General features: G+C 58.9%; 13 protein-coding genes. All 13 read left to right on the top strand.

Annotated features, from left to right (window positions below):
* The first annotated feature begins 47 nt into the window (after positions 1 to 47).
* The 13 genes from G7048_RS07605 to G7048_RS07545 all read left to right on the top strand — a co-directional run bounded on the left by G7048_RS07605 (position 48) and on the right by G7048_RS07545 (position 13,910).
* On the top strand, positions 48 to 749 hold the full coding sequence (locus G7048_RS07605) for a prepilin-type N-terminal cleavage/methylation domain-containing protein (protein WP_166067553.1): 702 nt from the start codon (positions 48 to 50) through the stop codon (positions 747 to 749).
* The gene (locus tag G7048_RS07600) at positions 746 to 1,663 is read left to right on the top strand and encodes a general secretion pathway protein GspK (RefSeq protein WP_166067552.1); all 918 of its coding nucleotides are present in this window, start codon (positions 746 to 748) and stop codon (positions 1,661 to 1,663) included. The genes G7048_RS07605 and G7048_RS07600 overlap by 4 nt, the downstream gene beginning before the upstream one ends.
* 9 nt (positions 1,664 to 1,672) lie before the next feature.
* A complete protein-coding gene (locus G7048_RS07595) occupies positions 1,673 to 3,034 on the top strand; it encodes a PilN domain-containing protein (protein ID WP_166067550.1) in 1,362 nt (453 codons plus the stop codon).
* Entirely contained in the window at positions 3,031 to 3,585 is a 555-nt protein-coding gene (gene gspM, locus G7048_RS07590; RefSeq protein ID WP_166067549.1) for a type II secretion system protein GspM, read from the top strand. Before G7048_RS07595 ends, gspM begins: the two co-directional genes overlap by 4 nt.
* A complete protein-coding gene (locus G7048_RS07585) occupies positions 3,582 to 4,277 on the top strand; it encodes a hypothetical protein (protein ID WP_166067548.1) in 696 nt (231 codons plus the stop codon). Before gspM ends, G7048_RS07585 begins: the two co-directional genes overlap by 4 nt.
* A 14-nt stretch (positions 4,278 to 4,291) precedes the next feature.
* The gene (gene gspD / locus G7048_RS07580) at positions 4,292 to 6,697 is read left to right on the top strand and encodes a type II secretion system secretin GspD (RefSeq protein ID WP_166067547.1); all 2,406 of its coding nucleotides are present in this window, start codon (positions 4,292 to 4,294) and stop codon (positions 6,695 to 6,697) included.
* 48 nt (positions 6,698 to 6,745) lie between these two features.
* Positions 6,746 to 7,210 carry a hypothetical protein gene (locus G7048_RS07575; RefSeq protein ID WP_166067546.1) on the top strand — a complete coding sequence of 155 codons (465 nt, stop codon included), beginning with the start codon at positions 6,746 to 6,748 and terminating at the stop codon, positions 7,208 to 7,210.
* A 209-nt stretch (positions 7,211 to 7,419) separates the two neighbouring features.
* Positions 7,420 to 8,901 (top strand): cell surface protein, encoded by a 1,482-nt coding sequence (locus G7048_RS07570; RefSeq protein ID WP_166067545.1) that lies wholly within the window; start codon positions 7,420 to 7,422, stop codon positions 8,899 to 8,901.
* 93 nt (positions 8,902 to 8,994) lie between these two features.
* Positions 8,995 to 9,972 (top strand): peptidylprolyl isomerase, encoded by a 978-nt coding sequence (locus G7048_RS07565; RefSeq protein ID WP_166067544.1) that lies wholly within the window; start codon positions 8,995 to 8,997, stop codon positions 9,970 to 9,972.
* Between the two features lie 256 nt (positions 9,973 to 10,228).
* The gene (locus G7048_RS07560) at positions 10,229 to 11,029 is read left to right on the top strand and encodes an ABC transporter permease (protein ID WP_166067543.1); all 801 of its coding nucleotides are present in this window, start codon (positions 10,229 to 10,231) and stop codon (positions 11,027 to 11,029) included.
* A complete protein-coding gene (locus tag G7048_RS07555) occupies positions 11,026 to 12,348 on the top strand; it encodes an ABC transporter ATP-binding protein (protein ID WP_166067542.1) in 1,323 nt (440 codons plus the stop codon). The genes G7048_RS07560 and G7048_RS07555 overlap by 4 nt, the downstream gene beginning before the upstream one ends.
* Before the next feature lie 43 nt (positions 12,349 to 12,391).
* A complete protein-coding gene (locus tag G7048_RS07550; protein WP_240933207.1) occupies positions 12,392 to 13,282 on the top strand; it encodes a bifunctional 2-polyprenyl-6-hydroxyphenol methylase/3-demethylubiquinol 3-O-methyltransferase UbiG in 891 nt (296 codons plus the stop codon).
* Positions 13,283 to 13,310: 28 nt separating this feature from the next.
* Positions 13,311 to 13,910, top strand: coding sequence for a class I SAM-dependent methyltransferase (locus G7048_RS07545; protein ID WP_166067541.1), 600 nt, complete (start codon positions 13,311 to 13,313; stop codon positions 13,908 to 13,910).
* The last annotated feature ends 37 nt before the right edge of the window (positions 13,911 to 13,947 follow it).

The following is a 13,947-nucleotide window of genomic DNA, read 5'->3' as shown; positions in this document are numbered from 1 at the left end:
GCATGATGGTCCGTTCAACACTTCCTTCGGGCATGGCGAGCAGGCGCATGCGAGGCTTCACACTGCTGGAAATGCTGGTGGTGATGGTGCTGTTGTCCATCATCATGCTGGCCTTGGTTTCTGCGATGCGCGGAGCTGGTCAAAGCAGCGAGCGCGTGGACGCCAAGTTCTGGCAGCAGGATGAGGCCAGGGTGGCCGAGAATTTTGTGCGCGGCACTTTGGGCCGTGTATCGGCACGCCCATTGCCGGCAGGAACCAGCCTCAATCAGTCATCACCATCGACCAATTCTCAGCTGTCAGGCAAGCCCCCCGTGCTGTTCATGGGGCAGCCTAACGAGATTTCGTGGGTCGGGATTCTGCCTGCACGCTATGGCGCGGGTGGGCGCAGCTTTTTCCATCTGGCCGTGGAGCCCACGGGAAACACGTCGTCCTTGGTGTTGCGCTATGGCCCATGGGCTGATCAGAACGCTTTTCCGGATTGGGGTGGGCTTTCATCACAGGTCTTGCTGACCGATGTGGTGGGGTTGGTCATTCAGTATGAAAACGACAAGCCGGAGAATATCGATGCAAACAGCGAATGGATGCAGGCTTGGGATCGTCCAGATTACCTGCCTTCGCGCGTGATGATCGGTTTGCAGCGTGGCACGCAATTGCCACTGGAGTGGGTTGTTCCTTTGCGTGGATTGCCTGCGAGTTGGCCGGAAGGACTGGGTCGTCCCCGTGGTCCGGTGATCGGAGGGGCCTCATGATGCACTCCGATGCGCGGTGTTTGATCGATTGCGAGGTGCGCGCTTCGCGTCGGTATGGGCGCAAATCTGGCGGACAAGTCACCCGCCAGCAGCGCGGCTTTGCCCTGATCGCCGTGCTGTGGCTGGTGGCGGCGCTCAGTGTGATGGTGGGCGGATTGATGTTGACCGTGAAGTCCGAGCTGAAAACGGCCTCGTTTTCCCGTCAGACGCTGCAGGCTTCGGCGACTGGAGAGGCGGCCATTCAAGTGGCGCTTCAGGGCGTGGTCGCCAGTGGCAAGCCTCCAGCACAGCTCATCAGCGCACCTGTACCGGTCTTTGGGCAATCGGTCGATGTTCAGATGATTCCAATGAACGGCTATATCGATCTCAATCGCGCCCCGTTGGAATTGCTGCAGGCCGTTTTTCAATTGGGCGCAGGGCTGGATGCAGGTTCTGCAGGGAGTCTGGTCGAGGCCATCAATGCAGCGCGAACGGTTCCTGGGCCCTCCGGCAAGCCTCCCAATTTCGAGTCGCCTGAGGACCTTTTGCTGTTGCCGGGGGTGGACTATGCGTTGTATTCGCGGGTCGCGCCACTCGTCACCACCGATGCGGGCGGCAATGGCAAAGTCAACATCAAGGCGGCGCCGCCGTCAGTGCTTGCCGTGATTGCCGGGGGCGATCAAGCAGCGGTCAACAGCTTCATTCAGGCACGCAGTGAGGAAAATCCAACAGTCGACACCACCAAAATGAATGGTGCCTGGGTGGATCAAGGCACTGCAAACAGTAACATCGAGTTCACTGCGCGTGTAGCGTTGCCGGATGGCGACGCGATCACTGTTGTCCGTCGCTACACAATTACTCCCAACTCGCCCAACGGGTTACCATGGCGGCCTTTTTACGCCAGCTCCCGGGTCGAGTCTGCCCTCAAACCATAAGAATTGAAGATGCCTATTGCCAGTGACGAACTGAAGCTGTTCGGCCTTGACCTTCGGACCCTGTGGGCCGAAGTTCGTAGCCCGTGGCGCAAGCTTGCGCGAGCGCCGGGCTGGTCATGGCTCGCGCCGCGCACGGTGATTTCCCTGAAGATGGCGGATGGTACGGCGTCCGAGTGGGTGCCTGATGACGCAATCCACGGATTTCGAAAAATCGACACGGCTGCTTTGGCCGCGGATGACAACAAGCAGTCGGCCTTCGAGGCGATCATGCTCCCCGACGACTTGTTGCTGCGCAAAAAGCTGTTCATGCCGCGCATCGACGGTGATCAGATCAAGCAGGCATTGGCGTTGGAGGCGATGAACAGCACTCCGTTTTCTGCTGGAGATCTGGTCTGGGGATATGCGACTTACCCCACTGAGGCCAAGGAGGACGACTCCTTGATGGAGGTGGAACTGACACTGGCGTCGCGTCGCCGGGTGGAGCAGTTTCTGGGCACGCGCGAGGGTCTGGGCGGCGAGCCTCAGTCTGCCGAGGTATGGGCTGGACTGAGCCGTCGGAACGACAGAGCCTTGCTGATGACTGGATTTGGTGAGGAAAAGCGTGAACGCGCGACTCGCCGACACTGGCAAGTTCTGGCTGGGCTGGCGGGGACAGTTGTTGTCCTTTGCGTTGCCATGGCAGTGACTCCCTATCTGCAGCTGCGAGCGCGGGTGCTTCAAGCCAATCTGGCCTACGCGGCGTTGGATAAATCGGCGGCACCGGCCATTGCCAAACGCGAAGCGCTGCTGAAGGCAGACGACCAAGTCAAGGCGTTGGCAGACATCATCGGGCATCGCCTCGATCCCCTTCAGGTCATTCAGATGCTGACGACCACGTTGCCGGACGACACCATGCTGAACCGTCTGCAGATCACGGATCGCAAGGTGCTGATCGTCGGGCAGGCGTCCGATGCATCAGCGCTGATGCAGAAATTGGGGTCGAAGTCCGAGATTCGCGAGGTGAAAGCTCCGTCTGCGGCTGTACGGCAACCGGGAATGACCAAGGAAGCGTTTCAGATCGAATTCCAATTGACGGATGATTTTGGCGTTTCCGAGGCCAATGCCCAGACGGCTGCAGCATTGAAAGGCGATAGTGTGACGACGGCGGAAGCTACGGCTCCCGCTTCTGCAGCATCGGGAGCGGCTACGGCGGCCTCCGGGCCGGTGGTCGCTGCCAGCCTTCCCGCAGGAGCTGCGTCTGCGCCTCAAAGTGCAGCCACTTCCGCTGCGACTGCGGCTTCTGCGGCCAAAGCGCCCGTTCCCGCAGCCTCTGCTCCGGGTGCGCAAAAGCCCAAAACAACAGGCACACCAACCATTGGAGGGGCTCGATGAATTCGCTGACACGTCGCGACAAGATTTCGCTGGCGCTTTCCATTCTGGTGCTGTTGATCCCGATGCTGTTGCTGGGAATGTTCATCGCCAACAAATACGCGGCAGCGCAAGACACGCTGGATCGACTGGAACCGCGTTTTGCGCGGTTGCTGGGGCTGCGTCAGAGCGTGGACAAGATGGATGAGAAGCTCAAATCACTGAATGAGCGGGTTGCGCAATTTGTCTACCCCAAGGACAAGGATGCCACGCAAGCCGGCAATGACGCGCAGCAGCAAGTGCGCTCCGTGCTCAGTGCTGCGGGGCTCACCGTGGTCAGCAGTCAGGTGCTGCCGACCAAGGCAGAGCAGGGTTTCGAGCATATTTCGCTTTCTGTGCGCGTGGAAGGTGAATTGATACATCTGCAAGCCGCATTGGCTGTGCTGCCCAGTCTCACCCCTGTGATTCTGGTGGACGCCATCAACATTCAGGTGGTGGGATTGCAGCGCGCAGATACGCCGCAGCGCCTGGGCACAGAACTCAAACTGACGGTGTTGCACCAGAAATCGGTATGAAACAGTCCGCAACACGCATTTTTTCAGTGCTGATACTTGTCTTGGTGGGCGCTTTGATCGCCCTGTGGATCAAGCCGGACGGATCACTGCGCAACACGATCTGGAGTCCTCCTGCTCCGGTATTCCCTGAGCTCGCTGCTGCAGACCCATTGCCGCCGGCTACAAAGGCGGTGGATGTCAATCTGTTTGTCGCGACACTGGAGCGACCCCTGTTCTCGCCAAGCCGTCGTCCCCCGCCACCGCCTCCGCCGCCCAAAACAGCTGAGGAGAGCGAGCCGCCGGTCGATCCGCTTGCCAATATCCATGTGTTTGGTTTGTATGGCGGCGGTGACTCGCCTACCGGCATGCTGGCCAGTGTGGATGGCAAGGTTCGCCGGGTGTCTGTGAATGAGGTTCTTGGGGGATGGAAGCTCAAGACGATCGAAGATCGCAATGCGATATTTGACAAGAATGGTGAAGAGCGCAAGCTGCTGCTGGTGACGGCCAAGCCGGCGCCACCACCGAAAGCTGCTGTGGCGGCAGCGCCGAATGCGGGGGGGGCAGCCGGCGCTCCTGCAGTGCCACCACCCGGTTCGGTCACCAACGAATCCGCGGATGAGCGCCGCCAGCGAGTGGAAGAGCAACAACGCGAACGTATGAAACGCCGCAACGAGGCACGTATTCGTGCAGGTGCGCAACCGATTACACAATGAACAAAGCCAATTTCATGAAACCGAGTCAATTGATTGCAGCGGCAGTCCTCGTCGTTGTCGCAGGTGGCCTGCAGGCTCAAACTCCGAACAGTCCGGCGGCGGGAAGTGCGCCTGTGGCCCCTTCGTCCGCACCTGCCAAGGCAGAAGCCGGTGGCAAACCTGCGGAGCAGGGTAGCGCCGAGTCCAAATTCGAGCCGCGCATCCTGCTGGGCAACGACCAGATGTACGCAGCACCTGCTCCGTATGTGCCCCTTGAAGGGGCGGCCAGTTCCTACAAATTCGAGGAAGCGCCTCTTCTGGATGTGGTTCACGTATTCATGCGCGAGGTGCTGAAGGCGGATTACATCATCCATCCCCCGGTCACGGGTACCGTGACGTTGTCGGTGAGCACTCAACTGAAGCCTGACGACGCTCTGGCGTTGCTGGAAAGTGCGCTGCAGGTCAACGGTATGGCGATGGGCCGCGATGCCCGCGGCGTCTACCACGTCGGCAAGCTGGAGTCGCTCAAGGGCGTGGTCTCCAATATTCGTGTGGCTGGCGGAAAAGGGCCGATGGCCCCGGGCTATGGGGCGGTGCTGATTCCGCTGCAATACATTGGTGCCGGGGAAATGGCCGCCATTCTCAAGCCGATGGTGCCAGGCGATGCCATCGTGCGAGTCGATCTGGTCCGCAACATGCTTGTCATGGTGGGCTCGCGCACGCAGGCCGAGGGCTGGATGGACATGGTGCGCACTTTCGACGTCAACCTGCTCAAAGGCATGACGGTCGGCGTGTTTCCGCTCAAGTATGCGTCCGTGCAGGAAGTGGAATCCGCTCTTCAACTGCTCAACAGCGGTGCGGCCCCTGGAGGAGCTTCCGGTGCGCCAAGTGGCGGTGCTGCTCCTGCAAGAGCACAGGCGCAACCGGGTGGCGCAGCAGGCGGTCAGGGGGCTGCCAGTCAGGCAGCCGCCACCGCGTTGAGCGAGAATTTCCCGCTCTATGGCGCGATCCGTGTATTGCCCATGGCCCGAATCAACAGCATTCTGGTTGTGACTCCGCGCGCGGCCTACCTGGAAGAAGCTCGCCGCTGGATCGAAAAGCTCGACAAGCCCAGCGACAACGGCGCAGAGCCACAGTTGTTCATCTATCAGGTTCAAAACGTGAATTCACGCCATCTGGCGACAGTTCTGAGCGGTATTTTCAGCGGGATGCAGAATCCGTTTCAACCAAGCAATGCCACGGGTGCCACAGGTGTGGCCCCTGGCCAGGGCGGAGCGGCCGGAACGACGGGTGCGAATGCCTTCAATAACAACAATGCGATCAACAACAACGCGTTTGGTGGCGTCAACAACTCATTCGGTGGCGGTGGTACGGGTGGCTTCGGTGGCGGCATGTTTGGACAATCGGCTGGAACGGGCTTTGGATCGGGCGGGTTGAACAACCTGCGCCAGACCAACACGGCGAACACCAATCGCCCTTCCATCTCCGTGACGGCCAGTTTTGGCTCGATTCGGGTGGTGGCGGACGAGTTGAACAATTCCGTGCTGATCTGGGCGACCCGCGCTGAGTACGAGCGAATCGAGTCCACCTTGAAGCGCTTGGACATCCCGCCAACCCAGGTGCTCATTGAAGCGAGCATTGTTGAAGTCACCTTGGGTGATGACATGGAGTACGGATTGCAGTGGTACTTCACAGAAGGAAGCAAAAGCGGCGGACACACGGGCTCCGGCACAGTCGGTGGGATCGCGAATTCTGACGGCGGTTTTTCGTACTCGATTTCCAATCCTTATGGACGACTCCAGGCAAAGCTGACAGCCTTGGCTGAGAAGACCCAGTTGAAGGTGGTGTCGAGTCCAAGCCTCATGGTGCTGGATAACCATACAGCCACCATCGCTGTTGGTGAACAGCAACCGGTGGAAACTGGCTCGACCATCTATCCCACGGGAACCACCAGCGCGGTAACAACCACCGTTCAGTACAAAGATACTGGGGTCAACTTGGTTGTGACGCCTTCGGTGAACGCGGGCAATCTCGTGACCATGCAAATCGATCAAATGCTCACGGACATCTTGAACAAGACATCTACGAAGCCCTCCTTCATGCAGCGCCAGATCAGCAGCAAGGTAGCCGTGCGCTCCGGGGAAACCATTGTGCTGGGAGGCTTGATCAAAGACTCCGATTCCAAGACCAAAACGGGGGTGCCGTTGCTGTCGTCAATACCTGTGGTAGGTGCGCTGTTCGGCACGCATGCCAACACGAACGCGCGCACGGAATTGCTGGTCATCATCTCTCCACGCGTGGTCCGCTCTGACATTGACATCCGGGAGGTCTCCGACGATCTGCGCGACCGGATGAGGGGGATGAGAGACTTCAATGGGCTGAACAAGGAGTCCAAGTCGACAGTGACGGCTCCGCCCTTGGTTGCCCCCACGCCACAATAAGTTACCGCGTTTTAGCGGTGTTTAATCTGTTTCCAGGAGTAAGTCAAAATGGGTGAATCCGCCAAATTGCAAAGTCACCAGGCCCAAAACAATCGACGCACGATGTTGATCAAGGGAGCCTGCATTGCAATGCTGATGGCTGTTTTGGGCGGTTGTGCCAGCGTATCCACGCGTTCGCCAGAAGAAATTGTTGCAGAACGTGCCACAGAGCGCTGGGCAGGCTTGATCAAGGGTGACTTCGCCAAGGCATATCAATACAATACGCCGGGATACAAGGGCATGGTCTCGCAGCAGCGTTTTCAGGAATCCCGGGGGCGTGACGGTCGAGTGTCTGATGCCAGTGCCTACAAGGTCACTTGCGAAACAAAGGACAAATGCATCGCCCGAATGAAGCTGACGGCGTTTGCTCCAATGATTTCCGGTTCCGGAAAGGGAGCGATGGAGGTCATGACTTATGTGGATGAAACATGGCTTTTGGAGGAGGGGCAGTGGTGGCACTTCGAGAGAATCTGAAGTGCATCGGTGTCTCATGCAGGTTGATGAAATGGCGTGACTGACGGAGGAAGACGTATCGAGTAGCTGTTAACTGTTGCACCTAACCAACATGCTGCATTCAGGGGGTGGAAATATTTAGCCAAAGCGCTTGCCCCCTATGCTAGGATTAAAAGGCGTAATCAACCTCTACCTTAGTTGCGCCAAACAACTTTTCAACTGGAGTTTCTATGAAGAAGAATGTTCTCGCTCTGAGCATCGCTACCGCTGTGGTGGGCTTTGCTGGCAGCGCTCACGCGATTGTCACTGCCGATACAACCGGCACGGCAACTGCTCTGCAGTTCAGCAACACCAATCAAGGTCACATGCTGCTGGTGCCTTACTTCAGCACACAAGGTGGCAACGCCACCCTGCTGTCGCTGATCAACACCGACACCGTGAACGGCAAGGCTGTGAAGGTTCGCTTCCGCGGCGCCAAGAACTCGGACGACATTTTTGACTTCCAAGTGTTCCTGTCGCCAGGCGACGTGTGGACTGCTAACGTCAGCCAAAACAAGGACGGCCTGTCGTACCTGACGACTGCTGACGCTTCTTGCACGAAGCCAGAGAAGTCTGTTATCAACAGCACACCGTTCGTGACTCAACGTCTGAACCCCAAGTCGACAGACCTGGCTGGTGAAACACGTGAAGGCTACATTGAAATCTTCAATATGGCCGACATCCCATCCTCCACTTCGGGTGTGTATCCGCTGATCAAGCACGCTAACAGCGTTGCTAAGTGCGCTGACAACGGCACCAACACAGCTTGGTCCACTCTGGACACAGACCAGATCAATCTGGCTGCTTACCAAGCTCTGGGTCTGCAACAGCCTACCAACGGTATCGCTGCTAACTGGACCATCATGAACGTGCCTAAGGCACTGTCGTGGAGCGGTACAGCTGCTGGTATCGAAGCTGTTGACGCAACAGCGAAGCTGGCCAAGGGTAACCTGGTGTACTTCCCACAAATGTCGGAAGCTGCTAGCAACGTGAACGGCTTCACTGCCGATCCACTGTTCACCAACAGCATCGTTTCTGCTTCGCAGTATGACCTGCCTGACCTGTCCACACCATACGCTGGTGGCGCTGTGACTCCTCGCGTTCAAGCTGACAACCTGTCGAAGGCTCTGGCTGCTACGCAAGTGTCCAACGAATTCTGGACACTGGCCAGCATCGAAGCCGAGACTGACTGGGTGTTCACAATGCCTACACGCCGCTACAACGTGGCTGTGGACTACTCGGGCACCACACCTAAGGCTACCTACGCTACGGGCGCTACCTACTTCACCGCATCCAACGCCACCATCTCCGGTGACGCTATCTGCGTGAAGGGTGTGACTTCCTTCGTGTGGGATCGTGAAGAAAACACGACCGTTTCCGGTCCTGTGATCTCCCCAGGCAGCGCTGCTGCTCCATTCTGCGGTGAAGTGTCCGTTCTGGGCTTCAACAACGCAGGTGCCAAGGCTACTGCCGTGGTGGGCGCTACTGTCGCTATCAAGGACCTGGACACAGGTAACTTCGTGAACGGCTGGGGCGGTCTGCGCACACCTAACGGTGGTCTGGGCCTGCCAGTTCTGGGTTCTGCCTTCGTGAAGGCTTACAACCCAGCTGCTGCAGCTGGTGTTGCTGGTAACTACGGCATCAACTGGACTCACCGTTACACACGTCCTTAATCAGGTAACTGATGGGACGCTGTAAAGCGTGACTGAAAAGGCGGGGAACTTCCCCGCCTTTTTTTATGTCAAAATTTTCCGTGGTGTGTCTTGTTGATTGCGTTGGACCTCGATCTGAGGGCATATCATTTTTTGAACAACGGATTTTTGAACGTCGTTATGAATATGTATCGTCAGATGGGTTTGACCGCTGTGGGTCTATGCATGGCTGCTGGTGTCTGGGCTGCCCAGCCAGTGGTGCTGGTTGAGGTGGGTGGCATCAAGATCACGGATCAGGATGTTCGTGCGGAATTGGCTCAGGCTCCCGAAGCCATGGCCCAACGTACGCTTGAAAACCAAACGGCTCTGACGGAGCTGGCAAAAAATCTGGCTTCCCGTCGTCTGCTGATGCAGGAAGCGCAGAAGAACGGCTTGGCTGCCAAACCTGAGGTGAAGGCGCAGCTCAAGCTCAATGAAGAGCGATTTTTGTCCGAGGTGCGCCTCGAGCAATACGATGAATCGCACATGCCCAGTGCCAAGGCGGTGGACGACTACGCACGTGCGCAGTTCAAGGCCAATCCCAAGGCATTCGAAGCACCAGCCGATGCGCGCGTACGCCATATTCTGATTGAGGGTGACACGCCTGCAGCCAAGACCAAGATCGACAAACTGGCCGCTGAATTGAAGGGCGGGGCCGATTTTGAAAAATTGGCCAAAGAGAATTCGGAAGACAAGGGCAATGCTCCCAAGGGTGGCGATCTGGGGTTTGCTCCAGCAGGCCGCTTTGTGCCTGAATTCGAAAAAGCAATGGCAGCTCTGACTAAGAGTGGCGAAATCAGTGCCCCGGTGAAGACCCAGTTTGGATGGCATCTCATCCAGCTGGTGGAGCGTCGTCCGGCTCGCACGCTCGCATACGAGGAAGTGGCAGATCAGTTGCGTGGCGAAGCCGCGCGTCGACTGCTGATGCGTACCCGCATGGAGTATGCCCAGGGCTTGATCAAGGATGCCAAAGTGAATGATGCAGCCATCAAGAGCATTACAGTGACTCCGGCGCCCATTCCATTGACAGCGCCTGCTCCAGCGAAGAAGTAATCTGGCTAGGGCAATCAGTGAAATCATGTAACGCGCAGTTCCTGTTGCGGGACCATTGAATCCAATCACTGATACGATTCGTACCTGAAACCCATCGCCGCCTCCGGGCTGGGCGGTGGGCACGATACGGGTCACAATGCTCTGATGACAACACGCGAGTTGGCTTCTTCTTTTCAAGCAAGCCGCTCGCGTCGCTTTTTGTGGAGCGTTCTCTGCAGTTTCGCCGCTGTGTCGAAACTGGGTACTTTCTGATTGCATGGGCACTTTTCTCTCTGAACTCGCGCAGCTCTGGCGTTTGCGTGGTCTCGTCGCGGTCCTGACGCGACGGGAGGTCGTCGCGCGTTACCAGGGCTCTGCCGTGGGGGTGCTCTGGGCCTATATCCAGCCGCTGCTGACGGTGGCGGCCTACTATCTGGTGTTCGATGTGGTCTTCGCCATGCGTCTTGGCGAGCATGCACCCACGAGTCGTGTCGGCACCTATCTGATCGTCGGTTCGCTGGCCTGGATGGCGTTCTGCGATGCGTTTGGTCGCGGCACGTCGAGCCTGCTGGATGCTGGCGGGTTGCTGCAGAAGAACGCGCTGCCGCCCATCATTTTTCCTGCCCGAACGGTGCTCGCCAGCACGGTCGTGTTCGGGCCGATGCTGCTGTTGCTCACGCTGGCGTATGCGCCTGTGCATCATTTCGCGCTGCCGGTGATCGCGGTGCTTCCGCTGTTGGTGCTGCAGGTGGTGATGAGCTTTCTGCTGGCCTATCTGTTCGCCATCATGGCGGCTGCGTTGCGTGACACGGTGCAGATCGTAGGCTTTGCGCTGCAGATCGGGATCTTCGTGTCGCCGGTGCTGTTTCCGATGACCCTGTTCCCGGCCGCGTGGCGCTGGGTGCTGTGGATCAATCCGATGACGCCTGTGGCGTCCGGCTGGCAGACCATCTTGCTGCAGGGTGCTTGGCCTGCCTTTAGCGTCTGGTTGGCGCTGGGCTTGTGGATTGCGGGTGCGGCGTTGCTGTTGTCGGTTGCGGTGCGCCGCAGCCATGATCAGTTGGTGGATTGGCTATGAGCGCGCAGACGACAGCAACAACAGCCCCCAACAAGCTGCAGCTCAAGGATGACGTGGTGCTGCGCGTGAGCCACGTGAGCAAGGAATACAAGCTCTACGATTCGCCGCGCGAGCGCTTCAAGGCGCTGTTCAGCAACAAGGTGCGCCATCGCAGCCATTGGGCGCTGAAGGACATTTCGTTCGAGCTCAAGCGCGGGCAGTGCGTCGGCGTGGTGGGTGACAACGGCGCGGGCAAGAGCTCGCTGCTCAAGCTGCTGGCGGGCACGATGCAGCCCAGTTCCGGCACGGTGGACCGCGTGGGGCGTGTGACAGCGATTCTCGAATTGGGCGCGGGTTTTCACCCCGAGTTCAGCGGACGCGACAATCTGTATTTCGCGGGCAGCCTCATCGGTATCAGCCACGAGGAAATGGCCAAGCTGGAGCCGGGAATCATCGCGTTCTCCGAACTCGGCGATGCCATGGACCGGGCGGTGAAGACCTACTCGTCGGGCATGACCGTGCGACTGGCGTTTGCGCTGATCACAGCCGTGCCGCCCGATGTGCTGATCATCGACGAGGCGTTGGCCGTGGGCGACCAGCATTTCCAGAAGAAGTGCGTTGCGCGCATCATGGAGTTCCGCGACGCGGGCTGCACGATTCTGTTCTGCTCGCACAGCTCGTACCATATCCGTCATCTGTGCGATCAGGCCATCTGGCTCAAGGGCGGGCAGGTCATGGAGATGGGGCCGACCGAAGCGGTCATGGGCTCGTACGAAATGCACAGCCGTCTGCGTGCTGATGCGGTTGCGCCTGCAGCGCAGCCTGCGGTGATCGAGGGCGCTGGTGACGAATCCGATGTGACGCTCAACGCGCTGGACGACGATCTGCCAGCCGAGTCGGCGACGACCGGCACGCGCATGCAGACGAATTCCGATGGTCTGGGCGCAAGCCTGCTGTCGGTGACGATTTCCGATCTGGGTGAGGGCAAGCCGCCGCTCATGGAGAGCGTGGACCTGGTGGCCACATTCCACGTGCGCGGTCATGGCGATGAGCGCCCGAATCTCGGTTTCATGATCGAGCAGTCGCAAGGCACGGGCATCACGTCGCTTGCCACGCATGAAGAGGGCGCGCATCCGCGTCGTCTGGCCGATGGCACGTGGGAGTCCGTGTTGCGCTTCCCGAATCTGCCGCTGCACAGTGGCGAGTACGTGGTCAGCGCCTACCTTTTCGATGAAAGCGGCCTCGTGCTTTACGATGCGTGGCTGCACTACCAGCATTTCCGCTTTGTTTCGCCAACGCTCATGCCGGGGCTGGTTCGCCTGCCGCATGAATGGACCTGAGTTTCCTGCTCGTTGGCTTTCCACAGAATTTTTGTAGAACTTGATGATGTCCTCTGATAACGCTTCGACGACGACGCCCGATCCCATCGCCCATGCCAAGGCCTTGATGGCCCGTGGCGAGATGGAAGCCGCCGGTCAGACACTGGTGGCTGCGCGCGACGTGGCCGCAACGCGTCTGGCGGCGCACAACCTGATCGAAGAACACTTTCCGCTGCTGTCGTACGGCCAGTGGATGGGCTGCCCTTGCCAGATTTCCGAAGCGGACGACATCTTCAAGTTCTTCGCCGCTCATCCATCGAGCCTGAATCCGATCCGCGACTATCTGGCTGACGGCTGGCGCACCATGTCTGAATTGGTGCTGCTGCTGGAAGAGGTGGGTCACCCGCTTCTGAAGACCCAAAGCGTGCTCGAATTCGCCAGCGGTCACGGTCGTTTCACGCGCCATCTGGTGAAGGCGCTGGGTGCGAACCGCGTGGTCGCCAACGACGTGGTGGTGGACTCCGTGGAGTTCTCGCGCAAGACTTTCGGCGTGGAAGGCTTCGTCTCGCCTTCCGTGCCCGAGCAGGTGCAATGGGACAAGCAGCACGATCTGGTGTTCGTTCTTTCGCTGTTCACGCACTTGCCTGCATCGACATGGTCGCGCTGGCTCAAGCGCATCTACGACATGGTCGCGCCCGGTGGCGTGCTGGTGTTCACCACGCACGGCGCGGAAGCGGTGTTCAAGCAGAACGTCACGCTGGACGAGAACGGCTATTTCTTCGTCGCGTCGAGCGAATCGAATGCGATCGACGGACAGGAATACGGCACGACGTTCACGTCCGAAGCCTTTGTGCGCGCCCGCATCGCAGAGACGCTGCCCGAGGCACGTCTGCTCAAGGTGGCCGAGCGCCAGTTCTGGCATCACCAGGACGCCATCGTCATCGAAAAGCCGTGACTGACTGAATCATCAAGGACTCGGAAGAATGCATACAAGTTCGCTGGCCCATGTACAGGGGCTGGTTCACAAATACCTCTCGCCCAGCACCGACAAGTCGCTGAAGATCATCGACATCGGCAGCTATGACGTGAATGGCAGCTACAAGCAGTTCTTCCTGCATCCCAAGTGGCAATACACCGGCGTCGATCTCGGTGCCGGCCCGAACGTGGATGTGGTGCTGGAATCTCCTTACCGCCTGCCGTTCGACAGCTTCTCGGTCGACGTGATCGTCTCCGGTCAGGCCTTCGAGCATGTGGAATATTTCTGGTGCTCGTGGCTGGAGATGGTGCGTGTGCTCAAGCCGGGCGGCCACATCTTTCTGCTGGCTCCATCGCGCGGGCCGGAGCACCGTTACCCACAGGACTGCTGGCGTTTCTATCCTGATGGATACCGGGCGCTTGCCAAGTACGCATCGCTGGAGCTGATGCAGGTCTCCACCGACTGGGAGCCGCACGCATCGGAAGACAGCGCAGCATGGGGCGACACCGTGGGCGTGTTCCGCCAACCGCAACTCAGCGGCATGCAGATGCTGCGCCGCAGGCTCATGCAGCAACTGCGTTATCGCGTGATGCCGGGCTACCGTTAAGCTCTCCTGAACCCCGTTGCGCGCAAGACAAACTGTG

Source organism: Diaphorobacter sp. HDW4B, assembly GCF_011305535.1.
Classification (GTDB): domain Bacteria; phylum Pseudomonadota; class Gammaproteobacteria; order Burkholderiales; family Burkholderiaceae_C; genus Diaphorobacter_A.
Note: the sequence above shows the minus strand (reverse complement) of the source record. Positions and strands in the feature narration are given on the sequence as shown.

Coding starts and splice junctions, on each gene's coding strand:
- G7048_RS07605 (WP_166067553.1), top strand. CDS start 48: ATGCGAGGCTTCACACTGCTGGAAATGCTGGTGGTGATGGTGCTGTTG.
- G7048_RS07600 (WP_166067552.1), top strand. CDS start 746: ATGATGCACTCCGATGCGCGGTGTTTGATCGATTGCGAGGTGCGCGCT.
- G7048_RS07595 (WP_166067550.1), top strand. CDS start 1,673: ATGCCTATTGCCAGTGACGAACTGAAGCTGTTCGGCCTTGACCTTCGG.
- gspM (WP_166067549.1), top strand. CDS start 3,031: ATGAATTCGCTGACACGTCGCGACAAGATTTCGCTGGCGCTTTCCATT.
- G7048_RS07585 (WP_166067548.1), top strand. CDS start 3,582: ATGAAACAGTCCGCAACACGCATTTTTTCAGTGCTGATACTTGTCTTG.
- gspD (WP_166067547.1), top strand. CDS start 4,292: ATGAAACCGAGTCAATTGATTGCAGCGGCAGTCCTCGTCGTTGTCGCA.
- G7048_RS07575 (WP_166067546.1), top strand. CDS start 6,746: ATGGGTGAATCCGCCAAATTGCAAAGTCACCAGGCCCAAAACAATCGA.
- G7048_RS07570 (WP_166067545.1), top strand. CDS start 7,420: ATGAAGAAGAATGTTCTCGCTCTGAGCATCGCTACCGCTGTGGTGGGC.
- G7048_RS07560 (WP_166067543.1), top strand. CDS start 10,229: ATGGGCACTTTTCTCTCTGAACTCGCGCAGCTCTGGCGTTTGCGTGGT.
- G7048_RS07555 (WP_166067542.1), top strand. CDS start 11,026: ATGAGCGCGCAGACGACAGCAACAACAGCCCCCAACAAGCTGCAGCTC.
- G7048_RS07550 (WP_240933207.1), top strand. CDS start 12,392: ATGATGTCCTCTGATAACGCTTCGACGACGACGCCCGATCCCATCGCC.
- G7048_RS07545 (WP_166067541.1), top strand. CDS start 13,311: ATGCATACAAGTTCGCTGGCCCATGTACAGGGGCTGGTTCACAAATAC.